We start from the raw sequence: 24,098 nt of genomic DNA on the forward strand, positions 1-24,098 counted from the left end.
CAGACGGAAGCTGCGCGCGCAAGGTGCGAAGTGTTTCCGGAAAACCGATCTCCCGGATCGGTGAATCACCGACCGATCCCGAGGGGAACCCGATGTCCGTGCCCGATCCGCCCAGGGTGTTCTTCAGCTACTCGCACGACACCCAGGACCACAAGGACCAGGTCCGGCGGTTCGCGACCTTCCTGCGCAGCCGGATCGGCCTCGAGGTCGTGCTCGACCAGTGGGACGACAACCACCGCATCGACTGGTCGCTCTGGGCCACCCGGAACATCACGGCGGCGGACTTCGTCGTCGCCGTCGCCTCTCCCCTCTACCGGGCGCGCGCCGACGGTGACGCCCCGCCGGACGAAGGACGCGGCGCCCAGTTCGAATCCGCCCTGCTCCGCAACAAGATGACCAAGGACATCGAGGACGGCACCCGGCGGATCCTGCCCGTCGTGCTGCCCGGCGGCTCGATCGACGACATCCCGGCGTTCCTCAACCCCTACTCGATGACGCGGTACGAGATCGGGGAGATCAGCGACGAAGGCGTCGCCGAGCTGCGCGCCGCGATCACCGGACGGGGGACGCACCCGGTACCTCCCCGCGGCCGGTGGCTCGGCGGATCGGCTGAGCCCCAGCCCATCCTCGCGAGTGACCTCCCCTGGACCTGCGCCGGCCAAGGGGTTCGCCGTGGCTCGGCGTCGATCGGCGACGTGCGGTACGAGCACAGCATCCTCCTGCGGCCTGCCGCGTCGGCGACCGCCGGGACCGGGTTCGTCGAACTCGACCTCGGCGGGCACTACCAGCGGTTTTCGACCGTGGCCGGCGTGCTCGACGACGCCGCCGACCGCTTCCAGGTCGGCCGCGTCCGCGTGCTCCTCGACGGCAGACCGCGTTCCGAGCACGACGTGGCCGTCGGGAAGCCGGCCGCGATCGACCTCGATGTCACCGGCGCCTTGAAGCTCCGGCTCGAGATGTCGCGGCCGGGCGTCGCGGCGTCCCCGTTCGGGTCCGCGGCCGTCGTCGTCACCCGCCGTCGAGGACGCCCGCCCGAGCTCGCCTTCGGGGACCCGACCGTCACCTAAGGCGTGATGACCACCTTCAACGCCGAGTTCGCGGCCGCGTTGCCGAACACCTCGTACGCCTCTTCCATCTGCGCGAACGTGAACCGGTGCGTGCCCATCCGCTCGGCGGGAATGCGGCCGGACGCCACCATCTTCAGCAGCGTCGGGATCGACACCGTGTCGACCAGGCCCATCGTCAGCGTCAGGTTCTGGATCCACATGTCCTGCATGGGCAGCTCGACCGGGACGCCGTGCACGCCGATGTTCGCGATGCGGCCGCCCGGGCGGACCAGCGAGGCCGCCGTCAGCAGTGTCTCCGGGTAGCCCACCGCTTCGATCGCCACGTCCACGCCGAGGCCGTCCGTCAAGGCCTGTACGTCCGCCAAAACACCGGGTCCCGCTTCGAACGCGTCCGTCGCGCCGAATTCCAGGGCCTTCTCCAGCCGGAACTTGTTGGAGTCCACCGCGATCACCTTCGACGCGCCCCACAGGCCCGTCGTCAGGATCGCCGCCAGCCCGACCGCGCCGGCGCCGACCACCGCCACCGTGTCGCCCGGGCGGACGCGGCCGGCCAGGACGCCGACCTCGTACCCCGTCGGCAGCGAGTCGGCCAGGAAGATCGCCTGCTCGTTCGTGACCCCGTCGGGAACCGCGTACAGGGATGTGTCGGCGTAGGGCACTCGCACGAGTTCGGCCTGCGTGCCGTCGATGAGGTGGCCGAAGATCCAGCCGATCCCGCCGACGGTCCGGCAATGGGACGGCATCCCGCGCCCGCAGTACTCGCAGCGCCCGCACTGGGTGATGGCCGGGACCAGCACCCGGTCGCCCACGGCGAACGCCCGGACCGCGTCGCCGACCGCGGTCACCGTGCCGACCGCTTCGTGGCCGAGGATCCGCCCGTCGGTGACCGCGGCGACGTCGCCCTGCAGGATGTGCAGGTCGGTGCCGCAGATCGTGGTGGTGTCGACGCGCACGACCACGTCGGTCGGCTCCTGGACGGTGGCGTCCGGGACGTCTTCCCAAGCCTTCGCACCCGGACCGTGGTAGACCAGCGCCTTCATCGTCGCCTCCGTCGGCCGCCCGGCTCCCGTGGCGGGGCACGGCCGGGTCCGACGCTAGAACCGGGAGAGCCGCGCGGCTGTCGCAATTTGAGACTCAGGCGTTGCGGGCCATGAACGTTTTCGCGTCCCCTTCGGAAGGGTCGACGAACACGATGTCGTCCGGCCGCCGCCGCGGGACGTCGATCGCCAGCACCACCAGGGGTTCCGACGTGATCTTCGGGAAGCCGTGGACCTTCCGCCGGTCGAAGCAGAGGAACATCCCCGGCCGCGCCTCGAACTCCGCGCCGTCGAGGTGGAACGTGCCACCGCCGCTGAGCAGGGAGAGGTGCTCGTCGCACTCCTCGTGGTAGTGCAGCGGAACCTCGCGGTAGATCCGGAAGATCCGGGCGCTGGCCGAGGGTTTGTCGACGAAGTACTTGTCCACCAGCATCGTGGTGGCGGTCGCGGGCAACGCCGCCATTTCCGCGGGAACGTCGAACACGTTCCGGCTGTCGTCACTTTCCATGACGGTCAAGCTAACGCGCGGCACGCGGCGAGGTCGACCGCGCGCAGGGCCGCCCCCACTCCCGCCAGCGCCACGGCGTTCATCGACAACGACGTGACACCGAGCCCCACCAGCACGGGGGCCAACGCCGGATCCGCCGCCGCCTCGCCGCACACCCCCACCGGCTTCCCCGCCGACGCTCCCGCCGCGGCCACCATCTCCACCAGGCGCAGCAACGCCGGCTGGTGCGGGTCGTTCAGCGATGCCACCGCGCCGAGCTGACGGTCCGCCGCGAAGACGTACTGGGCGAGGTCGTTCGTGCCCAGTGAAACGAAATCGACTTCCGCGAGGATCGACGCCGCGCACAGCGCCGCCGCCGGGATCTCGATCATCACGCCCACCCGGGGAACGCCCGCCGCGCGGGCCCGGGACGCGAACCACGCCGCCTCGGAAGCCGTCGCCACCATCGGGGCCATCACCGACAGCTCGACTCCCGCGTCGCCGGCCGCGGACACGATCGCGGCCAGCTGGCGGTCCAGCAGGTCCGGCCGGTCGAACGCGACGCGCAGGCCGCGGACGCCCAGTGCCGGGTTCGGTTCCGCGCCCATCGGCAGGAACGCCAGTGGCTTGTCGGAGCCCGCGTCCAAAGTTCGGACCACCACCGGCTTCCCGGCGAACGGTGCCAGCACTTCGGCGTAAGCGGAACGCTGCTCGGCCTCGCTCGGCTCGGCTTGAGCCGACAGGTAGCAGAATTCCGTGCGGAACAAGCCGATTCCTTCGGCACCGGCCGCGGCGGCCGCGCGGGCGTCGGCGGGTGACCCCACGTTCGCCAGCAGCTTCACGCGGTGGCCGTCCGCGAGCCGCCCGACGCCGTCCCACGACGGCCGCGCCGCTCGGGCCGGTGCCGAAACCTCGCCGCCGGACGGTGAAACCGTGCCCGCGGATCCGTCGACCGCCAGCCCGGGCGCCGCCAGCTCCAGGACACCCGCGCACGCGACGACCGCCGGGATTCCCAGCGCCCGCGCCAAGATTGCCGTGTGGCTCGTCGGCCCGCCCTCCTCCGTCACCAGCGCGAGCACGAGGTCCGCGTCCAGCCCGGCGGTGTCGGCCGGCGCGAGGTCGCGGGCCACCAGCACGCTCGGCGACGTCAGCTCCGGAACGCCCGGCGGGGCCAGGCCCAGCAGCGAGGCGACGATCCGGTCGCGGACGTCGGCGACGTCCGCGACGCGCTCGGCCAGGTACCCACCGGCCGACCGCAGCGCCGTCATGAACTCCCCCGCCGCTTCCCACACCGCGCGCGGCGCCGGCAACGACCGCGTGCGGACGAGGTCCGAGGCGGACGCGACCAAGGCGGGATCCGACGCCATCGCCGCCGTCGTCTCCAGGACGGATCGGGCAGCTCCGGACACGGAACGGGCACGATCGGACAACGCGGCCGCGACCGCTTCCGCCGCGGGCCCGATCTTGCCCGCTTCCGCCGAAAGATCGTCCGGCACCGGCGAGGACGGGGGTTCCCGCAGGTCAGCGGCCACGACTACGCGCGGACCGGCGACCCGGCCGGGGCTGACTCCGACTCCGGACAACTGCATGGCGGGACCTCCGGGGGCAAAGGATCTCGTAACTGGGGATTGACAGTACGGTAACAACGGGCACAATCAAACTGCAACGGGCAAACATCGGAGAGGAACGGGCATGTACGCCGCCGAACGGCACCAGCTCCTGGCGCAACGCGCACGTCGCGACGGCCGGGTCGACGTCAACGACGTCGCCGGCGAACTCGGTGTCGCCCCCGAGACCATCCGCCGCGACCTCGGCGTCCTCGAACGCCAGGGCGTCGTCCGCCGGGTCTACGGCGGCGCGGTCGCCGTAGAGCGGCTCGACTTCGAACCCGAAGTGGCGCAACGGGACCGGACCAACGCCGCCGAGAAGGACGCGATCGCCCGGGCCGCGCTCGACCTGGTCCCCGACCGCGGCTCGATCCTGCTCGACGCCGGCACGACCACCAGCAGGCTCGCGACGCTGCTGCCCGCCGACCGCGAGCTGACCGTGATCACCAACTCGATCCCGGTCGCCTCGATCCTCGCCACCCGCCCCGGGATCACGCTGCACATCCTCGGCGGCCGCGTCCGCGGGACGACGCTCGCCGCCGTCGAGGCCTGGACGCTGCACGCGCTCGACGGCCTGCTCGTCGAGGTCGCTTTCCTGGGCGCCAACGGCTTTTCCGCCGAGCACGGCTGCACCACGCCGGACATGGCCGAGTCCGCGGTGAAGGCCGCGGTCGTCGCCGCCGCCCGCAAGCGGGTGCTGCTGGCCGACCACAGCAAGTACGGCACCGACCAGCTCAGCCGGTTCGCGCGGCTGGCCGAGATCGACGTCCTGGTCACCGACAGCGGCCTCGACGCCGGTGCGGTGGCCGAACTGGAGGAAGCGGGCCCGGAGGTGGTGCTGGCGTGATCGTCACCGTCACCCCGAACCCGAGCCTCGACCGGACCGCGCGGCTGGCCGCCCTGCGCCGCGGCGAGGTCAACCGGGCCGAGGCCGTCCGGCTCGACCCGGGCGGCAAGGGCGTCAACGTCGCCCGGGCGCTGGCCGCCGCCGGCACCCCGACCGTCGCGCTCCTGCCCGCCGGCGGCCTGGTCGGCGACCGCCTGGCCGACCTGCTCGCCCCCGAAGGCGTCCCGGTCGTCGCCGTGCCGATCGCCGGGACGACCCGCAGCAACATCACGCTCGTCGAAGCCGACGGGACCACGACGAAGATCAACGAGCCCGGTCCGGAGATCTCCCCCGCCGAGCTGGCCACGCTCGAACGCCGCGCCGTCGAGCTGGCCGCGCGCGCGGAATGGCTGGTGTGCTGCGGCAGCCTCCCCGCCGGGGTGCCCGACGACTTCTACGCGCGGCTCACGAAACTGGCCCACGACGCCGGGGCGAAGGTCGCCGTCGACTCCTCCGGCGCGCCGCTCGCGGCCGCCTGCGAAGGCGGGCCGGACCTGCTCAAGCCGAACCTCGACGAGCTGATCGAGCTCGCCGGCCGCCCGCTGCCGCTGCTCGGCGACGTCGTCGCCTTCTGCCGCGAGCTGATCTCCGGGGGCGTCGGCACCGTGCTGGTCAGCCTGGGCGCGCGCGGCGCCGTCCTCGTCGGGGAGACCGAAACCCACCACGCGCTCGGCCCCCTGGTCGCCGTGCGCAGCACCGTCGGCGCCGGAGACGCCGCACTCGCCGGGTTCCTCCACAGTGGTGGGTCCGGCCCCCGAGCCCTGCGCACCGCGGTCGCCTACGGCACCGCCGCGGTCACGCAGGAGGGCAGCCGCATGCCCACCCCCCACGACGTGCACCCCGACCAGGTGCGCGTACTCGACGCCGACCCCACCCTCACCCTCAGCGGAGCCGCCGCATGACCACCCCAGACCTGATCACCGCCGACCTGGTCGACCTCGGCCTCGACGCCGCCGACAAGCAGGGCGCCACGCGGGCGCTCGCGCAGCGGCTCGTCGACGCCGGGCGGGTGACCGACCTCGACCTGTTCCTCAAGGACGTCGCCGCGCGCGAGGAGCAGATGGCCACCGGGCTCGAAGGCGGCATCGGCATCCCGCACTGCCGCTCGGCCGCCGTGACCGCGCCGACGCTGGCGTTCGGCCGCAGCGCCGCCGGCGTCGACTTCGGCGCGCCGGACGGCCCGGCGAAGCTCATCTTCCTCATCGCCGCGCCGGAAGGCGGCGGCAGCGACCACCTCAAGGTCCTCGCCGCCCTCGCCCGCCGGCTCGTCCGGGCGGAGTTCAAGCAGCACCTCCTGGACGCCACCGACGCCGGCGCCGTCGCCTCGTACATCCGCCAGGAGGTGTCCTGACCATGAAGTTCGTCGCCATCACCGCGTGCCCCACCGGCATCGCGCACACCTACATGGCCGCCGAATCGCTCGAGCAGACCGCGAAGGCCAACGGCGACACGATCGTCGTCGAGACGCAGGGTTCGGCCGGCTCCGAACCACTGTCCACAGAGGACATCGCGAGCGCGGACGCCGTGATCTTCGCCGCGGACCTCGCTGTGCAGGGCCGGGACCGGTTCGCCGGCAAGCCGATCGTCGAGGCGCCGGTCAAGGCCGCGATCAACGACGCGGCCGGCTTGTTCGAACGCGCCAAGGCCGCGGCCCGCGAGCCGGTCGCTCCCGCTGCCCCGGAACTCACCTCGAAGGTCGGCGCGAACGACAAGGCCGGGACCAAGGTCCGCCAGTGGCTGATGACCGGCGTCAGCTACCTGATCCCGTTCGTCGCCGCCGGCGGGCTCCTCATCGCGCTCGGTTTCGCGTTGGGCGGCTACAAGATTTCCGACGCGCCCGCGGTCACCGAGCACTTCGACGCCGGTTCGGTGGCGGGCTGGGCCGCGCTGATGTTCCAGATCGGCAGCGCCGCCTTCAAGTTCCTGGTGCCGGTGCTGGCCGGGTTCATCGCCTTCGCGATGGCCGACCGCCCGGCCATCGCGCCCGGTTTCGTGGGCGGCGCGATCGCCGTCACCGTCGGCGCCGGCTTCCTCGGCGGCCTCGTCGCCGGTCTGCTGGCCGGTGGCGTGGTGCTGTGGCTGAAGAAAGTCCGGGTGCCGAAGGCGATGCGCGGGATCATGCCGGTGGTCGTCTACCCGCTGCTCGGGTCCATTGTGGTCGGTGTGCTGATGTACGTCGTGGTCGGCAAGCCGATGGCGGCCGCGACGAGCGGGCTGACGAACTGGCTCAACAGCCTCAGCGGGGCCAGCGCGCTGCTGCTGGGCGCGCTGCTCGGCCTGATGATGGCGTTCGACATGGGCGGGCCGGTCAACAAGGCGGCCTACACCTTCGCCGTCGGCGGCCTGACCACCGGCGCCACGGGCTCGCTGCAGATCATGGCCGCGGTGATGGCGGCCGGGATGGTGCCGCCGCTGGCACTGGCGCTCGCGTCCACCGTGCGGAAGAAGCTGTTCACCGAGGCCGAGCGCGAGAACGGCCGCGCGGCCTGGCTGCTCGGCGCGTCGTTCATCACCGAGGGCGCGATCCCGTTCGCGGCGGCGGACCCGTTCCGGGTGATCCCGTCGATCATGCTCGGCTCGGCGGTCACGGGTGCGCTGTCGATGGCGTTCGGCGCGACGCTGCGCGCCCCGCACGGCGGGATCTTCGTGCTCCCCCTGATCGGCAGCCCGCTGCTGTTCCTGGTGGCGCTGGTCGCCGGGACCCTGGTCGCCGCGGGCTCGGTGATCGCGCTCAAGCAGGTGCGCTTCCGGGCGGCCGAACGTTCCGCCGCCGTCCCCACCCAGCCGGTCAACGCATGAAGGAGTCCACTGTGTACCAACGCCGCACGCTCGTCGCCAGCAGTGTCGGGCTGCACGCCCGGCCCGCGGGCCTGGTCGCGAAGGCGGCCGCCGGTCAGCAGGCGAAGGTCCGGATCGCGAAGATCACCGCGGGGGTGGCGGGCGACCCGGTCGACGCCGCGAGCGTCCTGGGGTTGATGACCCTGGGCGCGGGTTTCGGCGACGAGGTCGAGCTGACCGCCGAGGGCGACCACGCCCAGGCGTCGGTCGACGCGCTGGCCGAGTTGATCGCGCGGGACCTGGACGCCTAACCGGCGGGATCGGCACGAGGGCGCGGCACGCCGGTGCCGCGCCCTCGTTGCGTGCTCAGGCGCGGATTCCGTCCAGCTGCAGGTCGATCAGGCGGCGCCAGCGGCCGTCGCCGGTCATGTTCGCCATGGCCGCGCGGGTGACGAGGACGAAGTCGCCGGGGCCGAAGTCGGCACGCAGCCGGCCCGCTTCGACGGCACGTCGCACGATGCGCTCGACGATCGCCGAGAACGCGACCTTCTGCTCTTCGATGTCGGCCCAGCTCGGCTCTTCCGGCCCGAGGAGGGCGAACCGGAACGCGGCGTCGGGTTCCGCCGCTTCCAGGTAGCCGTGGAGCAGCGACTCGAACGCCACCCACGGGTCCTCGGCTTCTTCGGCGGCTTGGGCGAGGAAGGTCATCTGCTCGAACCGGCGGCCGATGATCGCCGCGCGCAGTGCGTGCTTGTCGGCGAAGTGCCGGTACAGGGTGCCGACGCCCAGGCCGGCGCGGTCGGCGATCTCCTCCATCTGGACGGCGTCGCCACGCTGGGCGAACAGTTCGCCGGCGGCGTCGAGGATGGCGTCGCGGTTTCGCCGGGCATCGGCGCGCAGCACACGTCGGGAAGCGGTCATGGTCGCCCCAGCGTACTTGACCGCGGTGCCGTCCGCGCTATATTCGGAAGCGGAATTCACCTTCATGTTAGGAGCCCTCATGATCGTCGTGACCACCCCGACCGGGCAGATCGGCGGCCGGCTCGTCCGGCACCTGCTCTCCGCGGGCAGCAAGGTCAAGGTCGTCGTCCGCAACCCCGCCCGCCTGGACGACGACGTCCGCGCGCAGGTCGACGTGGTCGAAGGAGCCCACGACGACCCGGCCGTGCTCGACGCGGCGCTGCCCGGAGCCGCCGCGCTGTTCTGGCTCGTGCCGCCGAATCCCGCCGCGGCGAGCGCCGAGACGCACTACCTCGCCTTCGCCCGCGCCGGTGCCGAAGCGGTCCGCCGCCACGGCGTCGGCCACGTCGTGGCCGTGAGCAGTGCCGGCCACGGCTGGGCCAAGCCGGCCGGCGTCCTCTCCGCGGCCTTCGCCATGGACGCCGAGCTGCGGAAGTCCGGTGCGGACTACCGCGCGGTGTCCCCGCCCTTCTACATGGAGAACCTGCTCGGCCAGCTCGCCGCGATCCGCGAGCGGGGCACGTTCTCCCTCACCTGCGCCGGCGACCGGCCGCTGGCCACGATCGCGACGCGGGACATCGCCGCCACCGCCGCCGGCCTGCTGACGGACCTCTCCTGGACCGGCCGCGCCGACGTTCCCGTGTTCGGCCCCGACCGGCTGACCCCCGACGGCATGGCCGGGGTGCTGAGCGAGGAACTGGGCAGGCCGGTCCGCTACCAGCGCATCCCCCTCGCCGAGTTCGCCGCCCGGCGCCGGGCCCAGGGCGCGAGTGAACGGGTGGTCGCTGACTCGGTCGAGATGCTCGCCGCACAGGACGAAGGCGTCTACGACGCGGACTGGGCCAAGGCGGCGATCGCGCCGACCGCGTTCCGGACCTGGTGCCGGGAGGTGCTCAAGCCCGCGCTCTGACGGGGGTTCAGGCCGGGCCGAGCAGGGCGATCGACGCCCGAACCGCGACCTCGGTGACGTCGCCGGCCCGGCCGCTGTCCTCCACGGTCGTCGCGATCAGCTCCCGCAGCCCGCCCAGCAGGATGATCGCCGTCTGGCGGGACGGCGGGCTGATTCCCGCCGCGCGCAACGCCGGCGTGTCCGTCAGCCGCTGGGTCATCGCGATGAAGCCCTCCATCGCCTCGCGCTGCAGTTCGCGGGCCGGAGCACCCAGCGCGGGGACGTCGCGGATCCAGCTCAGCGTGATCGCCGGCTCGGACTCCGCGCACGCGATCCACGTCTCGATCGCCTGGCGCACCTGCTCCCGCCAGGGCGCACCCGGGTCGACGGCGTCGGAGATCTGCTGGATCATCGCGCGGTTCGCGTCGGCCAGCAGCGCGATCAGGCACTCCTCACGGCTGGAGAAGTGCTCGTAGAACGTCCGGCGGGACGTGCGCGCACGGCGGACGATGCCGGCGACCGTCGTTTCGCGGAAGCCCTCCTCGGTGATCGACGCGGCCAGCCCGTCCAGCAGCCGCTGCCGGTGCGTGCGGGTGTCGACATCCACGGAAGTCACCGTATCTCCCTCCCCTTGAAAGGAGATGGTACACCGGCGTACCGTACCGACGGTACGCTCGCGTACCACCTCTCGGGAGGGTCGATGACGACCATGACAAGCGCGGTGAGGCTGCCGCCGGGACCGACCGCGCCCCGCGCGATCCAAGGCGCGTACGCGCTGACCCAGCCGCTGCGGGGCATGCGGCGGCTCAGAGAGCGGTACGGGGACGCCTTCACCGTGAACGTGCCGATCTTCGGCCGTGCCGTCGTGGTCAGCGACCCCGCCGAGATCAAGCAGCTGTTCACCTCCGGCCCCGACCTCGTCGACAACCTGGAGGTCAACCTCGGCCGCGTGCTCGGCCCCCACTCGATGTTCGCGCTCTCCGGCGACGAGCACAAAAGGCAGCGCAAGCTCCTGGTCCCGCCCTTCCACGGGAAGCGGCTGGCGGCCTACGAGCGGATCGTCGAGGAGGAGGCGCTCCGCGAGTTCGCGACCTGGCCCGACGGCACGGCGTTCGCCACGCTGCCGTCGATGATGCGGATCACGCTCAACGCCATCCTGCGCGCGGTGTTCGGCGCCGAGGGAGCCGAGTTCGCCGAGCTGCGCGCGCTGCTGCCGCCGTTCGTCACCCTCGGGTCCCGGCTGGCCGTCGCGCCGATCCCCAAGAAGGGCCGCTTCAACCCGTGGCGCCGCTTCGAACGGATGCGCCGCGAGTACGACGCGATCGTCGACCGGCTGATCGCCAAGGCCCGCGGCGAAGCAAAAGACGACGTCCTCTCGATGATGCTGCAGACCCGCTACGACGACGGTTCCGGGCTCGGCCGCGACGAGATCGCCGACCAGCTCCTCACGCTGCTCACCGCCGGCCACGAGACGACGGCGACCACGCTGGCCTGGGCCGTCGAACGCCTCCGCCGGCACCCCGCGCTGCTCGACGAGCTGCGGGAAGACGACGGCACGCTCCTCGACGCCACCATCCTCGAGGTCCAGCGCACGCGCCCGGTCATCGACCTGACCGCCCGCCAGGTCAAGCAGGACGGCTTCCGGCTCGGCCGCTGGACGCTGCCGAAGGGGTACGCGGTGCTCGTCAGCATCGCGCTGATCCACGACGACGACGCGGTGTTCCCGCGCGCGGCCACCTTCGACCCGCACCGCTTCGCCGGCGCGCGCCCGGACCTCTACCAGTGGATCCCGTTCGGCGGCGGCACCCGCCGCTGCCTCGGCGCCGCCTTCGCGACCATGGAGATGACCGTCGTGCTGCGGACCCTGCTGCGGGACTTCACGCTGGTCCCGACGCGCGACCCCGACGAACGCTGGCATTCGCGGGGCGTGGCCTACGCCCCCGCCAAGGGCGGCCGCGCGGTCGTGCGCCGCCGAACGACCGGAGGAGAGCAGTGACCGAACAGATCGCCGACGTCGGCCGGGGGATTTCCCTGGCGTACGAACGGATCGGGGACGCCGGCGCCGAGCCCCTCGTCCTCGTCGCCGGGCTGGGTCAGCAACTGCACAGCTGGCCGGACGGCTTCTGCGCACAGCTGGCCGGCCGCGGCTTCGAGGTGATCCGGTTCGACAACCGCGACGCCGGGCGCTCGACGCACCCGCGTTTCCGGCCGCCGAGCCTGCTCGGCATGCTCGCCGGCCGGTTCCCGGCGCAGCAGTACGACCTGACGGACATGGCCGCCGACACCATCGGCCTGTTCGACGCCCTGGACCTCGAGACCGCGCACATCGCCGGCGTCTCCATGGGCGGCATGATCTCCCAGACCGTCGCGGCGCTGTACCCGGAGCGGATCCGCACCCTGACGTCGATCATGTCGACCACCGGGTCGCGCCTGCTCGGCCGCCCCGCGTTCTCGACGTTGCGGATGATGGGCGCGAAGCCGCCGAAAACCCGGGAAGAGGCGGTCGAAAGCGCCGTCCGGATGTTCCGGCACATCGGCTCCCACGGCTTTCCGTTCGACGAGGCTTTCGTGCGCGAGCTGGCCGGGACGGGCTGGGACCGCGACCCGACCTCCGGCGGCGTCGGCCGCCAGCTCGCCGCGATCATGAAGTCGGGCAACCGGACTCCGCTGCTGCGGAAGATCACCGCGCCCACGCTGGTGATCCACGGCGACCGCGACCGGATGGTCCACCCCACCGGCGGCGCCGCCACCGCCCGCGCGATCCGGGGCGCCCGCCGGGAAACCGTCGCCGGCATGGGTCACGACCTGCCCGAAGGCGCGTGGCCCACGATCCTCGACCTCATCGACAAGCACGTGAGGAGCAGCGATGTCACGGCCCCGTAGCATCACCGGCCGCCCGGTGGTGATCACCGGCGCGGCGTCCGGCATCGGCCGCGCGCTCGCCACGCGCCTGTCCCGGCTCGGCTCGCCGGTCGCCCTGGCCGACATCGACGAAGACGGTCTCAAAGCCACCGCGGCCACCTTGCACGGCCGGGTGCTGACGCGCGTGCTCGACGTCCGCGACGCCGACGACCAGCTGCGCTTCGCCTCCGAAGTGAAGGACTGGCTCCCCGCTCCCCTGGCGGCGGTGTTCAACAACGCCGGGGTCGCCGTCACGTCCACGGTTCTCGACGCGGTCATCGAGGACGACGACTGGCTGCACGACATCAACTTCCACGGTGTCGTGCACGGCACCCGCGCGTTCCTGCCGATCCTCGTCGACCAGGGCGAAGGCGCGATCGTGAATACCTCGAGCGTCTTCGGCCTGCTCGGCATGCCGAACCAGAGCGCGTACTGCGCCGCGAAGTTCGCCGTCCGCGGCTTCACCGAGTCGCTGCGGCAGGAGCTGCGGGGGTCCGCGGTCCGCGCGATCACCGTGCACCCGGGCGGCATCACGACCAACATCGCGCGCAACGCCCGGATGCGGCGCGACCCGGAAGGCCTGGGCCGCACCAAGGAGCAGATGGCCGCGCAGTTCGAGGCCATGACCATGACGTCGCCGGACAAGGCGGCGGCGATCATCCACGCCGGCGTCGACCGCGGCAAGGCCCGCATCCTGGTCGGCCCGGACGCCTACCTGTTCGACGCGCTCGCCCGCATCACCCCTACCCACTACAACGCCGTGCTTTCGCGCGTGATGAGGCGCCCGCGGCGGACGGAGGCCGTCCGATGACCGAGCACGTCGAGGTCCTGATCGTCGGTGCCGGGCTGTCCGGCGTCGGCGCGGCGCACCACCTGCGGACCGCGTTCCCGCGCAAGACCTACACGATCCTGGAGGCCCGCGACGCCATCGGCGGCACGTGGGACCTCTTCCGCTACCCCGGCGTCCGGTCCGATTCGGACATGCAGACCCTCGGGTACCGGTTCCGGCCGTGGACCGACGCGAAGGCCATCGCCGATGGCCCGTCGATCCTGAAGTACGTCCGGGACACCGCGGCCGACGCCGGGATCGACCGGCACATCCGGTTCGGGCACAAGGTGGTCCGCGCCGCATGGTCCACTGAGGACGCTCTGTGGACGGTCGAGGCGGTGCACGACGGGAAACCGGTCGAGTTCACCGCGAAGTTCCTCTACGTCTGCAGCGGCTACTACGACTACGCGGCCGGCCACACGCCGGAGTTCCCCGGCATCGAGAACTTCGGCGGCACCGTCGTGCACCCGCAGCACTGGCCCGAAGACCTCGACTACGCCGGCAAGAAGGTCGTCGTGATCGGCAGCGGCGCCACCGCCGTGACGCTCGTGCCGGCGATGACCGACCGCGCCGGGCACGTGACCATGCTGCAGCGCTCCCCCACCTACATCCTGTCGCTGCCGTCGGAGGACGCGCTGGCCAACCGGCTGCGCGGCCTGCTCGGCCCGAAGCTGGCCTACCCGATCGCGCGCTGGAAGAACGTCGCCGTGAGCACGCTGATCTACCAGCTCAGCCGGCGCCGCCCGGGCGTGGTCAAGGCGCTCATCCGCAAGGCCGCGATGAAGCAGCTGCCGCCGGGGTACGCCGTCGACACCCACTTCAAGCCGCGCTACCAGCCGTGGGACCAGCGGCTGTGCCTGGTGCCGGACGGCGACCTGTTCCGGTCCATCAAGCGCGGCGACGCCTCGGTCGTCACCGACCGGATCGCGACCTTCACCGAGACCGGCATCCGGCTGGAGTCGGGCGACCACCTCGACGCGGACGTCGTCGTCACCGCCACCGGGCTACGGCTGCTGGCTTTCGGCGGCATCGACCTCGTCGTCGACGGCGACCCCGTCAAGCTGCCGGAAACCATGGCGTACAAGGGGATGATGCTCAGCGGCGTGCCGAACTTCGCGTTCACGATCGGGTACACGAACGCGTCGTGGACGCTCAAGGCCGACCTCGTCGGCGAATACGTCGTGCGGCTGCTGCGCCACCTCGACCGGCACGGCTACGACCAGGCCGTCCCGGTCAACGACGATCCGGCGGTCACCGAACGGCCGCTGCTCGACTTCGACGCCGGGTACGTGCTGCGCTCGATCGACGAATTCCCGAAGGCCGGGTCGCGGGCGCCGTGGCAGCTGGGCATGAGCTACGCCCACGACGTCGTCAAGCTCCGGCACGGCAAGATCGACGACGGCGCGCTGCGGTTCTCGCGACGGAAGGCGGGAGCGGGCAGACTGAGCGCATGACGCTCTCTTCCCCCGTCCGGGGCCGCTGACATGCACTCCGCGGGACTCGTGCTGCACCCCCGCCGCGACTCCGCGGCCGCCGTCGAGGCCGTGCTCGGCTGGGCGGGCAACCGGAACATCGAAATCCTCGGCATCGCCGACGAGATCGTCCGCCTCAACTGCGCGGCGGTCGGGGTGAGCGCCGAGGAGCTCGGCCGCCGGTCCGACCTGGTCGTCAGCCTCGGCGGCGACGGCACGATGCTGCGGGCCATGCGGCTGGCCGACGGGCAGCGCGCGCCGGTGCTCGGGGTGAACCTCGGCAAGCTCGGTTTCCTGGCCGAGGTCGACGTGCCGGACCTGCCCGGCGCGCTCTCGGCCATCGACGACCACCAGTTCACGGTGGAGCCGCGGCTGGCCGTGGACGCCGTGCTGGAGGGGCGGAAGATCACGGCGTTCAACGACATCGCCGTGGTCCGCGTGCCCGGCGACGGCAGCGCGGTGGTCGCGGTCCGCGTCGGCGGCCAGCCATTTGTCAGCTACTCGGCGGACGCGGTGGTGGTCGCGACGCCGACCGGGTCGACGGCGTACAGCTTCTCCGCCGGCGGCCCGATCACCAGCCCGTCGGTGGAGGCGCTGCTGGTCACGCCCGCGGCGCCGCACTCGGCGTACAGCCGGGGCGTGGTGCTGTCGGTGCACGACGAGGTGACGCTGGAGCTGCTGCCGACCAGCGGCAGGCTGGCGGTGGAGGTCGACGGCCAGGTCGCGGGGTACGTCTCCCCCGGCGACCGCCTCGACCTGCGGGCCCGGCCCAGCGCCGCCCGGGTCGTCCGGCTCGGGATGACGACCTTCTACCAGCGGGCGCGGCGCAAGCTGCGGCTGACGGACTCGGCGGAGATCCCGCAGGACGGCGACCGCTGAGTGGTCCGGGTCACATCTCGGGCGTGTCGCGTGTCGATCACGGAATGGTCACGGGTAGCGTCCGCGGCTCCGCTTGAACCAGCCGAGCCGCCCGGGAGTGTCCCTCTACATGCTGTACCCCGCGCCCGTCCGTCCCCGTCTCCGCGCCCGGCTGCTCGTGCCCGGCGCCCTGGCCGCGTTCGCCGGCGCCGTTGTGCTGCTGGCCGTGCTTCACCTCGACCGGCGGCTCGCCCCGCTCGACCCGGTGAGCACGATGCTCAGCGACTACGCGCTGAGCCCCGGCCGCTGGATGTGGGACGGCGCGCTGCTGCTCACCAGCACCGGCTCGGCGCTGCTGCTGGTGGCGCTCTACCGGCGGGGCCTGCTGGCGAACCCGGCGCTGGTGGCGGCGAAGGCGCTGTGGTGCGTGAGCCTGCTGGCCGTCGCCGTCTTCGCGAAGGACCCGCAAGGCGGTGCCATCACCGCCACCGGCAAGATCCACCTCTACGCGTCGGCCGTGACGTGCCTGAGCCTCCCGGTCGTCGGCTGGGCGCTCGGGCGGCGGCACCGCGACGACCCGCGCTGGCGGCGCTTCGCGACCTGGTCGCGGCGGCTGGCGCTGGCGGCGATCCCGTTCTACCTGCCGTTCATCGTGCCGTTCGCGGTCAACGTGGTGCTCGGCGGCCACCTCCCGACGGTGGCGACCGGCCTGGTCGAACGCTTGATGATGGTGCTGGAGATCGCGCTGCTCGCGGTGCTGGGCCACTGGGCGCACCGGGCGATGCGCGCGGGGGTTCAGCTGCGGGCGTAGGCCGCGATCCGCTCCACGGGCGGGGCCGGGGCGGGCATCCGCAGCAGACCGTTCCCGAAGCCCCGCACCCGGACCGCCTCCTTGATCCCTTCGACCGTGCCGCCCAGCGCAGCCCGGACGGCGTCGGCGCGGGCCTGGGCAGTGCGGCCGGCTTCGGCGTCGCCGGCCTCGACCGCGGCCGCCAGGTCCGTGAAGGGTTCCGGGAACGCCGCCGACAGCCCGGACACCACGCCCGCCCCGCCGGCCCGGGCCACCGCCGCGACGTCGGTGTCCGCACCCGACCAGAACCGCGCCTCCGGCAGGGCCGCACGGAAGTCGGCGAACCGGGTCGCCGCGGCGCCTGACAGCTTGCCGCCACGCAGGCCCGTCTTGGCGAACTCCGCCGGCGACAGCGTCACGCCGGTGCGTTCCGGGAAGAGGTAGCCGTAGACGTCGGCGTCGCCCGCCGCCTCGCGCACCGCCGCGAAGTGCCGGCGGACCGCGTCGGCGTCCGCAGGCAGGTAGTAGGGCGTGATCACGGCCAGCCGCGTGGCACCCGCAGCGAGGGCGTCCTTCGTCAGGGAAACGGCTTCGCGCGTGCTCGCCGCGCCGACGTGCACGATCGTGCGCTCCGCGCCGAACACGTCCAGCGCGATCCCGGCGAGCGTCCGGCGTTCGGCGCGGTCCAGCGCCGGGAACTCGCCCGTCGTCCCGGCGACGAAGACGCCGTCGACACGGTCGTGCAACCAGGTCAGCAACGCGGTGTTGGCGTCCTCGTCGAGTGCGAGGTCGTCGCGGAAGAGCGTGGGCGTGGCGGAGAGGACTTCAGCGCGCATCGGCGTCTCCCGGCTGGTCGCGGGTGCGGTGCAGCAGCCAGTCGCGGTCGGTGCGGATCAGCGCGTAGCGGACCGCGCCCGTCCGGCCGTGCAGGGTGAACAGGAGGCGCTTGTCCGTGCGGTCGTGCTCCTCCCACCAGCCGGTGTCGGCGACCTTCTTCGTGTCGTCCTCGTAGCCGAGATGGTCGAGCCCGTGGTCGGGCACGGCGACGGCGAGCCGGTTGCCGCGCGCGTCCGGCGGGAGCCCGCGCGGCACGGCCCACGAGCGCAGCACGCCACCCTCCTCCAGCCGGAGGTCGAAGTGGTGCCGCGGGCGCCAGTGCTCGTGCAGCACGAAGGCCGGTCGCCGGTCGCTCACCCCTCCACCATGACAGATCGCCGTGCCGCCGCCCGGTTCCCGGCAGCGTGCTCTACGTTGGCCTTGCACGGGAGGGGGTGAGCGTCACGAACGCCGTGCTGCCCGGCTGCGCCGCCGTGGCGCTGCTGGTGTTCGCGGTCCGCCTGGCCCGCGAACCCCGCCGGCTCGGCAACGCCGTCTGGCTCGGGATCGCGCTCCTGCTCACCGCGTTGTGGCTGCTGCGCGCGGCCCTGCACCTGGAGTGGCTGACCCCGGTGCTGGCCGGGCTGCTGGCGGCGGTCGCGGTGCTCGTCGCGGTGGTGTTGCCGGCCGCGCTGATCGGCAACGGCGTCCGGATGGTCCGGCGCGAGGGCCGGAGCCTCGGGAACCTGTTGTCGTTCGTCCTCGGCGTAGGCCTGCTGGTGCTCGAGGGCCTGTTCTTCGTGCCGCTCGGGCGGTGGGGCTCGGCGCTGGTCACGACGGCGGCGGTGCTCGCGTGCTACTTCGGGTTCCTGTTCGCGTCCCTGCTCGGCTACTCGATCCTGTACGGCAGGCTGCGGCGCCGCACCGGGGTCGAAGCGATCATCGTCCTCGGCTGCGGCTTGGCGGGCGACCGCGTGACGCCGCTGCTGGCCGCCCGGCTCGAGCGCGCGATCCGGCTGTTCGAGCGCGAAGCGGAACCGCCGCTGGTGGTGGTGTCCGGCGGCCGGGGTCCGGGCGAGACCGTCACCGAGGCCGCCGCGATGCACGAGTACCTGGTCGCCCGCGGGATCCCGGCCGACCGGATCCGCCGCGAGGACCGCGCGACGACGACCGAGGAGAACCTCCGGTTTTCGGCGGACCTGCTGCCCGGCGGCGTGCGGCCGCACCGCGTGCTGGCGGTGACGAGCAACTACCACGTCTTCCGCACGGCCGTCGAGTGCCGCCGGCTCGGCCTGCCCTTCGACGCGACGGGGGCGCCGACCGCGCGGTACTTCCTGCCGAGCGCGCTGTTGCGCGAGTTCGCGGCGCTGATCCTGCACTACCGGCGCACGACGATCGCGGCGTGCGTGCTGATCATCGGCACCGGGCTGGCGCTGACACTCTTCGCCTAGCCCGGCACGGCGGCGACCGCCTCGACCTCCACGGCGTACTCGGGTCGCGCCAGCCCCGCGACGACCGCGAGGGTCTGCGCGGGGTAGTCGCCGTCCGGGAACCACCGCGCGAAGGCTTCGGCCTGCGCGGCGCGGTAGCCGTCGAGGTGCTCGGTACCCGCGACCAGCGTCAGCAGCTTGACGAGGTGTTCCGGCCCGGCGCCTTCGGCGGCGAGGAGCGCGCCGAGGTTGGCGAAGATCCGGTTGCCCTGGGCTTCGGCGCCGGAGCCGGCGAGGACGCCGTCCGGGCCCACGCCGAGCTGCCCGGCGAGGAAGACCAGCCGGTACCCGGCGGGCACCTCCGCCAGGTGGCTGTAGCGGCCCAGCGGCGGCGCGACGGTGTCGGGGTTCCAGCGGCGTGGCTTCACGGCGTCATGATCGCAGATCCGGCTGGAACACTGTCCCGACGACGGCCGTATAGGTCGTTATACACTTTGGGTGACCTTCAGCGGAACCGGGCGCCCACCGCCGTGCCCTGCGGCTCCGGCGGAATCGGCAGCGAGCCCTGGCTCGGCGGCCACAACGGCACCGCCGGCACCTCCCGCACCTGGGCGCGCAGCTTCCGCAGCGGCAGCGGGCGACGGCGGGTCAGCAACGTCGTCGTCCGCGGGTGCAGGTCCACGAACGGGTAAGTCGCGTGCAGCGCCGCCAGCCTCGATTCCAGGTGGCGGCCGCGCGCCGTCAGCGCCGCCGCCGAAACGGCCGGCTGGATCACCAGGAACTCCCCCGGGCCGAGCCGGACCGCGCGGTCGACGGGGCGGAGGCCGCCGCGCAGGAGTTCGGCGATGTTCTGCTCCGTGTGCATCCGGACGCGCGTGCCGTGCCGGCGTTCGACGGCCGCCAGGTCGTCGACCACCACCAGGACCAGGCCGAGCGGCACCGTGTCCGTCGCGTCGCCGAGCCAGCGCGTGAGGCCGGCGAGGGTGTCCAGCCCCGTGTCCGGGTCGACCGCCGGGCCCACCCGGACCGGCGCCGAGGCGCGGGCGGCGTCCAGCCGGGACGCCAGGTGCCGCAGCGCGGCCTCCGCGCGGCTCTCGATGTCCAGCTCCGCCGGGGTTTCCACCGACGCCAGGACCTGGCCGACCTGCCGCCGGACCGCCGGCGGCAGCCGGTCGCCCATCGCGTCGCGCAGCCGGACCACCTCGGCGTACGCCTCGTCGCGCCGCAGCCCCCAGCGGCCGCGGAACAGCCGCGCCCGCTCGACCGACGTCGCCTGCGGGTCGATCTCCTCGAGGTCCCGCGCGACGACGGACGCCCCGAACGTCGGCGACAGCACCACGACCGACCACTCGCGCGCCATCGGCTCGTCGGGGCGCAGCAGCACCGGCGTGACGCCGTGCGGCAGGTCGGGCCGGCCCGAGCCGACCATGCCGACGACCGTGACGGCGGCCTTCCGCGCGATCCGCGCGTACACCTCGCGTTCGCGTTCGAAGTACGGCAACCGCTGGAACAGCGCGAACACCACGGTGTCGGCGCCGGCGCCGTCGGCGAGGGCCGCGCGTTCGACCGCGTGCGACGCGGTCACCAGCGCGCGTTTGGACAGCACGCCGGCGCGCGGGTCTGCGTCGGGCATGGAGGGGCCGCCTTCGCCGGGGGAAGAGAGGCAATCAACCTACGAGAGCGGATTCCGTCCGGCTAGCCACACAATGAGGTGAAATCGAACCTCAGCTCGACGATTCCCCCTTGTCGTAGGACGTCCAGCCACCCTGCCCCTCGGCCGCTTCGACGTCGGCGTCCGAGGTGGCCGCGTGGGTCATCGCGGCGACCGTCTGCTCCAGGCCCCGCTGGACCTCGTCGCCTTCGGCTTCGCGGACGCTGTGCAGCGTCACCGTGATCTCCGACGACGCCGGGCCGTCCTCGGCTATCCGCAGTTCGCCGTGGTAGTCGTCGGGGCCTTCCGCGCCCCACTTCAGCGAGCGGGTCGCCGCGTCGGTGTGCAGCCAGGCCTCGCTCGCGACGCGGTGGCCGTGCACCTCCGCCTCGACGTGGACGCTGTCGCCGCCCTTCGGCTCGGCCACCTTCATCTCCGGGAAGTACCGCGGCAGGTTCTCGGGGTGGCTCAGGAACGCGAACAGCTCGTCGGCGGGGATGTCGGCGGTCGCGGTGTGGCGGTACTCGGTCATCGGCTTCCCTTTCGTCGACGCCCCGAATACCCCTTGAGGGGTGCATTAAAAGACGCCGCACGGGGAACCTGGTGAACATGACGGCCACCGAACCCGGGACCCGGCGCGGCCCCGCCCCCGTGCAGGGCATGGGCATGCTGATCGGCTTGCTGTTCCTCGTGCTCGCCGCGCTGGAGCTGATGTCCGGGGTCGCCGACGGCAGTGGCCCGCACGAGCTGTTCGGTGTGTTCTCGGTGTCCGGGCCGTGGGCGCTGGCGCACCTGCTGACCGGAGCCGCCGCGGTGTTCTGCACCCGCTCCTCGCGCCTGGCCGCCCGGTTCCTGGTCGCCGCCGGCACCGTCTACACCGTGGCCGGCCTGGCCGCGCTGCTGCCGCTGCCGCAGGCGGTCACCGACGTGCTGCCGATGAACACCGCCGGGATCTGCCTCGCGCTGGCGCTCGGCACGGCGATGCTCATCCTCGGCGCGGGCTGGCTGTGGCGACGGCCGGAACGGCACCGCTGAAGTCGTCGACCGGCCGCGGGAAGCGGACCAGCACGGCGGTGACCAGCACGGCGAGCCCGAAGAGGACGTAGCCGTTGCCGGTCAGCTGCTGGAGGAACGTCCAGTCGCGTTCGGTTTCCCCGCCGCGCGGCCACCACCACTGCGGCCCGGCGACGAACAGCACCGCGCCGACCCCGGCGACGACGGCGAACCCGCGCCGGCGGGTGCGGCGCGCCAGCTCCGCCCAGCCGAGCAGCACGACCACGGCCCAGACCCAGTGGTGCGTCCACGAAATCGGGGAGATCAGCAGGCCGCCGACGGCATTGACGCCGAGCGCGACCGTCCGCTCCCCCGCGTTCAGCGCGCGCCGCACGCCCAGCGCGGTCAGCACGAGGACCACCGCCACCAGCGGCAGCCACCACGCGGTCCGCGCGTCGGCGGGCACGCCGGCGCGGGCGAGCAGCCCCAGCAGCGACTGGTCGCCGGCGTAGGTCGGCTCGCCGACGCGGCCGGTGTCCCAGAGCGCGCCCGTCCAGTACCGCACCGAGTCGGCGCCGGCCAGCAGGAAGCCCAGCGCCGTCGCGGCCAGGAACGTGACGATGCTCGTGATGGCGGCCCGGGTGTCCCGGCGGAGCAGGAAGTACAGCAGGAACACCGCCGGGGTCAGCTTGATCGCGGCGGCGAGCCCGATCAGCAGGCCGCGCGGCCACCGCGGGGTGTCCACGAGAACGTCGAGCACGACGAGGGCGAGCAGCAGCAGGTCGAGCTGCCCCGCGTACACCGTGCGCAGCACCGGCTCGAGGACTTCGGCCGCCAGGAGGAGCACCGCGACCCGCCGCCGGCCGGCTCGCGCGCCGAGCGCCCGCAGCACCGTGACCAGCACCAACGCCAGCAAGCCGAGGGTGCCCACGGTGGCCACCAGGCAGGCCGCCCAGTACGGCAGCACGGCCAGCGGCGCCAGCACGACCGCCGCGAACGGCGGGTAGGTGAACAGCAGCAGCTGGCCGTCGCCGGTCGGCGGGAGGGTGCCGTACAGCGCGTCGCCGTGCAACAGCGCCGCCGAGCCGAGCCGGTAGACGTCCAGGTCGACGCGGTAAGCGGGAAACCTCAGGCGGCCGCTGGTGTACGACACCAGCAGCACCGCCAGGACGAGCACCTGCGCGCCCAGCAGCACGTACGCGTTCCCCAGTTTGGCCCGCACCCCTCGTCCCCCTCTGATCATCCCTCGCATTCTGTCGGGCCCCCGCTCCGGCGCCATCCGGGAAACCCCCGGTTCCACCCCGGGGAAACGGCACCGTCACGATCACCCACCAGCCGCTGATGGCCCGCGCCACCGGCAACTACAAGCACGGCAACGAACGGCGGGCCCGCGGGCACCCCCGCAACCGCCGGGTTCCTGGCACGCTGACGCCATGAGCTACGACGTGCAGACGATCCGCAAGCACTTCCCCGCCCTCTCCGCCGCGCACTTCGACGGTCCGGGTGGCTCGCAGGTTCCCGACGTCGTCGGCGAGGCGGTGGCCGGCACGATGTGCTCCGGGATCTCCAACCGCGGCGTCGTCACGGCGGCCGAGCGCCGGGCGAGCGCGGTGGTCGCCGAGGCGCGCCAGGCCGTCGCCGACCTGCTGGCCGCGGATCCGGGCGGGGTCGTCTTCGGGCGCAGCATGACGCAGCTGACCTACGACTTCTCCCGCGCGCTGGCCAAGAACTGGGGACCGGGCGACGAGGTCGTCGTCACCCGGCTCGACCACGACGCGAACATCCGGCCGTGGGTGCAGGCCGCGGCGGCCGCCGGCGCGACCGTGCGCTGGGCCGACTTCGACCCCGCGACCGGACTGCTGGCGACCACCGCCGTCGCGGACCTGCTGTCGGAGCGGACGCGGCTGGTGGCGGTGACGGCGGCGTCGAACCTGCTCGGCACCCGGCCGGACATCCCGGCGATCGCGGCCGCGGTGCACGAGGCCGGCGCGCTGCTGTACGTCGACGGCGTGCACCTCACCCCGCACGCCCCCCTCGACGTCACGGCACTGGGAGCCGACTTCTACGCGTGCTCGCCGTACAAGTTCCTCGGCCCGCACCTGGGCCTGGTCGCCGCGGCGCCGTCGCTGCTGGAGACGCTGCACCCGGACAAGCTGCTGCCGTCGACCGACGCGGTCCCGGAGCGGTTCGAGCTGGGGACGCTGCCGTACGAGCTGCTGGCCGGCACGACCGCGGCGATCGACTTCCTGGCGGGCCTGGTGCCGGGTTCGGGCTCCCGCCGCGCGCGGCTGCTCGAGTCCTTGGCGGCGTTGGAGGACCACGAAAACGCGCTCCTCGCGCGGGTGGAGGCCGGGTTGGCCGCGCTCCCGGGCGTGACGCGGTACGGCGCACCGGACCGGCACCGCACACCGACGGTCCTGTTCTCCGTCGACGGCGTCGCGTCACAGGCGGTGTACGAGCACCTCGGGGCGCTGGGCGTGAACGCGCCGGCGGGGAGTTTCTACGCCATCGAGTGCTCGCGGCACCTCGGGCTCGGCGACACGGGCGCGGTCCGGGCGGGCATCGCGCCGTACACGACGGAAGCCGACGTCGACGCCCTCCTCGCCGGAGTCGCTTCGGCCGGCGGGTCGTGAGTGTTGAGCCGGGT

Annotated in this window: 27 protein-coding genes; 16 read left to right on the forward strand and 11 right to left on the reverse strand. The window is 73.0% G+C overall.

Going from position 1 to position 24,098, the window contains the following annotated elements; genetic code table 11:
• Window positions 1-92: 92 nt before the first annotated feature.
• On the forward strand, window positions 93-1,067 hold the full coding sequence (locus AB0J40_RS24400; protein ID WP_364456772.1) for an SEFIR domain-containing protein: 975 nt from the start codon (window positions 93-95) through the stop codon (window positions 1,065-1,067).
• Here AB0J40_RS24400 and AB0J40_RS24405 read toward each other — a convergent pair.
• From AB0J40_RS24405 to AB0J40_RS24415, 3 genes are all read right to left on the reverse strand, one after another.
• Entirely contained in the window at window positions 1,064-2,107 is a 1,044-nt protein-coding gene (locus AB0J40_RS24405; protein WP_364456774.1) for an alcohol dehydrogenase catalytic domain-containing protein, read from the reverse strand. The genes AB0J40_RS24400 and AB0J40_RS24405 overlap by 4 nt on opposite strands.
• Before the next feature lie 94 nt (window positions 2,108-2,201).
• On the reverse strand, window positions 2,202-2,612 hold the full coding sequence (locus AB0J40_RS24410) for a cupin domain-containing protein (protein WP_364456776.1): 411 nt from the start codon (window positions 2,610-2,612) through the stop codon (window positions 2,202-2,204).
• A gap of 5 nt (window positions 2,613-2,617) precedes the next feature.
• Window positions 2,618-4,180, reverse strand: a complete 1,563-nt coding sequence (locus AB0J40_RS24415; RefSeq protein WP_364456778.1) for a putative PEP-binding protein — start codon at window positions 4,178-4,180, stop codon at window positions 2,618-2,620.
• Window positions 4,181-4,283: 103 nt separating this feature from the next.
• Between AB0J40_RS24415 and AB0J40_RS24420 the strand changes: the two genes are divergently transcribed.
• From AB0J40_RS24420 to AB0J40_RS24440, 5 genes are read left to right on the forward strand one after another with little or no spacing between them, the layout of a single operon-like run.
• Entirely contained in the window at window positions 4,284-5,045 is a 762-nt protein-coding gene (locus tag AB0J40_RS24420; RefSeq protein ID WP_364456779.1) for a DeoR/GlpR family DNA-binding transcription regulator, read from the forward strand.
• Window positions 5,042-5,986, forward strand: a complete 945-nt coding sequence (pfkB, locus tag AB0J40_RS24425) for a 1-phosphofructokinase (protein ID WP_364456781.1) — start codon at window positions 5,042-5,044, stop codon at window positions 5,984-5,986. The genes AB0J40_RS24420 and pfkB overlap by 4 nt, the downstream gene beginning before the upstream one ends.
• Window positions 5,983-6,435 (forward strand): fructose PTS transporter subunit IIA, encoded by a 453-nt coding sequence (locus AB0J40_RS24430; protein ID WP_364456783.1) that lies wholly within the window; start codon window positions 5,983-5,985, stop codon window positions 6,433-6,435. The genes pfkB and AB0J40_RS24430 overlap by 4 nt, the downstream gene beginning before the upstream one ends.
• A 2-nt stretch (window positions 6,436-6,437) precedes the next feature.
• Window positions 6,438-7,883 carry a fructose-specific PTS transporter subunit EIIC gene (locus AB0J40_RS24435; protein ID WP_364456785.1) on the forward strand — a complete coding sequence of 482 codons (1,446 nt, stop codon included), beginning with the start codon at window positions 6,438-6,440 and terminating at the stop codon, window positions 7,881-7,883.
• Between the two features lie 11 nt (window positions 7,884-7,894).
• On the forward strand, window positions 7,895-8,173 hold the full coding sequence (locus tag AB0J40_RS24440; RefSeq protein ID WP_364456787.1) for an HPr family phosphocarrier protein: 279 nt from the start codon (window positions 7,895-7,897) through the stop codon (window positions 8,171-8,173).
• A gap of 55 nt (window positions 8,174-8,228) precedes the next feature.
• Here AB0J40_RS24440 and AB0J40_RS24445 read toward each other — a convergent pair whose 3' ends face one another.
• Window positions 8,229-8,783, reverse strand: a complete 555-nt coding sequence (locus tag AB0J40_RS24445; RefSeq protein WP_364456789.1) for a helix-turn-helix domain-containing protein — start codon at window positions 8,781-8,783, stop codon at window positions 8,229-8,231.
• A 79-nt stretch (window positions 8,784-8,862) separates the two neighbouring features.
• Between AB0J40_RS24445 and AB0J40_RS24450 the strand changes: the two genes are divergently transcribed.
• Entirely contained in the window at window positions 8,863-9,732 is an 870-nt protein-coding gene (locus AB0J40_RS24450; protein WP_364456791.1) for an NAD(P)H-binding protein, read from the forward strand.
• A 7-nt stretch (window positions 9,733-9,739) separates the two neighbouring features.
• Here the strand turns inward: AB0J40_RS24450 and AB0J40_RS24455 are convergent, their stop codons facing one another.
• The gene (locus AB0J40_RS24455) at window positions 9,740-10,327 is read right to left on the reverse strand and encodes a TetR/AcrR family transcriptional regulator (RefSeq protein WP_364456792.1); all 588 of its coding nucleotides are present in this window, start codon (window positions 10,325-10,327) and stop codon (window positions 9,740-9,742) included.
• Between the two features lie 84 nt (window positions 10,328-10,411).
• On the opposite strand from AB0J40_RS24455, the gene AB0J40_RS24460 reads away from it, so the two are divergent.
• From AB0J40_RS24460 to AB0J40_RS24485, 6 genes are all read left to right on the forward strand, one after another.
• Window positions 10,412-11,707, forward strand: coding sequence for a cytochrome P450 (locus AB0J40_RS24460; RefSeq protein ID WP_364456794.1), 1,296 nt, complete (start codon window positions 10,412-10,414; stop codon window positions 11,705-11,707).
• Window positions 11,704-12,594 (forward strand): alpha/beta hydrolase, encoded by an 891-nt coding sequence (locus AB0J40_RS24465; protein WP_364456796.1) that lies wholly within the window; start codon window positions 11,704-11,706, stop codon window positions 12,592-12,594. Before AB0J40_RS24460 ends, AB0J40_RS24465 begins: the two co-directional genes overlap by 4 nt.
• The gene (locus AB0J40_RS24470) at window positions 12,578-13,423 is read left to right on the forward strand and encodes an SDR family oxidoreductase (protein WP_364456798.1); all 846 of its coding nucleotides are present in this window, start codon (window positions 12,578-12,580) and stop codon (window positions 13,421-13,423) included. The genes AB0J40_RS24465 and AB0J40_RS24470 overlap by 17 nt, the downstream gene beginning before the upstream one ends.
• Window positions 13,420-14,895, forward strand: a complete 1,476-nt coding sequence (locus AB0J40_RS24475; protein WP_364456800.1) for an NAD(P)/FAD-dependent oxidoreductase — start codon at window positions 13,420-13,422, stop codon at window positions 14,893-14,895. The genes AB0J40_RS24470 and AB0J40_RS24475 overlap by 4 nt, the downstream gene beginning before the upstream one ends.
• A 30-nt stretch (window positions 14,896-14,925) precedes the next feature.
• Entirely contained in the window at window positions 14,926-15,792 is an 867-nt protein-coding gene (locus AB0J40_RS24480; protein WP_364456802.1) for an NAD(+)/NADH kinase, read from the forward strand.
• A gap of 109 nt (window positions 15,793-15,901) precedes the next feature.
• The gene (locus tag AB0J40_RS24485; protein ID WP_364456804.1) at window positions 15,902-16,582 is read left to right on the forward strand and encodes a DUF998 domain-containing protein; all 681 of its coding nucleotides are present in this window, start codon (window positions 15,902-15,904) and stop codon (window positions 16,580-16,582) included.
• Here the strand turns inward: AB0J40_RS24485 and AB0J40_RS24490 are convergent.
• Window positions 16,567-17,397 (reverse strand): dihydrodipicolinate synthase family protein, encoded by an 831-nt coding sequence (locus tag AB0J40_RS24490; RefSeq protein WP_364456806.1) that lies wholly within the window; start codon window positions 17,395-17,397, stop codon window positions 16,567-16,569. The genes AB0J40_RS24485 and AB0J40_RS24490 overlap by 16 nt on opposite strands.
• Entirely contained in the window at window positions 17,387-17,755 is a 369-nt protein-coding gene (locus AB0J40_RS24495; RefSeq protein ID WP_364456808.1) for a DNA polymerase ligase N-terminal domain-containing protein, read from the reverse strand. The genes AB0J40_RS24490 and AB0J40_RS24495 overlap by 11 nt, the downstream gene beginning before the upstream one ends.
• Before the next feature lie 77 nt (window positions 17,756-17,832).
• Here AB0J40_RS24495 and AB0J40_RS24500 point away from each other — a divergent pair, with 77 nt between their 5' ends.
• The gene (locus tag AB0J40_RS24500; RefSeq protein WP_364456810.1) at window positions 17,833-18,828 is read left to right on the forward strand and encodes a YdcF family protein; all 996 of its coding nucleotides are present in this window, start codon (window positions 17,833-17,835) and stop codon (window positions 18,826-18,828) included.
• On the opposite strand, the gene AB0J40_RS24505 is transcribed toward AB0J40_RS24500, so the two are convergent.
• From AB0J40_RS24505 to AB0J40_RS24515, 3 genes are all read right to left on the reverse strand, one after another.
• Window positions 18,825-19,235, reverse strand: coding sequence for a RidA family protein (locus tag AB0J40_RS24505; RefSeq protein WP_364456812.1), 411 nt, complete (start codon window positions 19,233-19,235; stop codon window positions 18,825-18,827). The two genes, AB0J40_RS24500 and AB0J40_RS24505, sit on opposite strands and share 4 nt — an antisense overlap.
• A 77-nt stretch (window positions 19,236-19,312) precedes the next feature.
• On the reverse strand, window positions 19,313-20,440 hold the full coding sequence (locus tag AB0J40_RS24510; protein WP_364456814.1) for a DICT sensory domain-containing protein: 1,128 nt from the start codon (window positions 20,438-20,440) through the stop codon (window positions 19,313-19,315).
• 91 nt (window positions 20,441-20,531) lie between these two features.
• A complete protein-coding gene (locus tag AB0J40_RS24515) occupies window positions 20,532-20,990 on the reverse strand; it encodes an SRPBCC family protein (protein ID WP_364456816.1) in 459 nt (152 codons plus the stop codon).
• A gap of 77 nt (window positions 20,991-21,067) precedes the next feature.
• Between AB0J40_RS24515 and AB0J40_RS24520 the strand changes: the two genes are divergently transcribed.
• On the forward strand, window positions 21,068-21,493 hold the full coding sequence (locus AB0J40_RS24520; protein WP_364456818.1) for a DUF4383 domain-containing protein: 426 nt from the start codon (window positions 21,068-21,070) through the stop codon (window positions 21,491-21,493).
• On the opposite strand, the gene AB0J40_RS24525 is transcribed toward AB0J40_RS24520, so the two are convergent.
• On the reverse strand, window positions 21,444-22,673 hold the full coding sequence (locus AB0J40_RS24525) for a glycosyltransferase 87 family protein (protein WP_364456820.1): 1,230 nt from the start codon (window positions 22,671-22,673) through the stop codon (window positions 21,444-21,446). The two genes, AB0J40_RS24520 and AB0J40_RS24525, sit on opposite strands and share 50 nt — an antisense overlap.
• Window positions 22,674-22,884: 211 nt before the next feature.
• Between AB0J40_RS24525 and AB0J40_RS24530 the strand changes: the two genes are divergently transcribed.
• Window positions 22,885-24,084, forward strand: a complete 1,200-nt coding sequence (locus AB0J40_RS24530) for a cysteine desulfurase-like protein (protein WP_364456822.1) — start codon at window positions 22,885-22,887, stop codon at window positions 24,082-24,084.
• The last annotated feature ends 14 nt before the right edge of the window (window positions 24,085-24,098 follow it).

Source organism: Amycolatopsis sp. NPDC049691 (assembly GCF_040675005.1).
In the GTDB taxonomy this organism is placed as follows: domain Bacteria; phylum Actinomycetota; class Actinomycetes; order Mycobacteriales; family Pseudonocardiaceae; genus Amycolatopsis.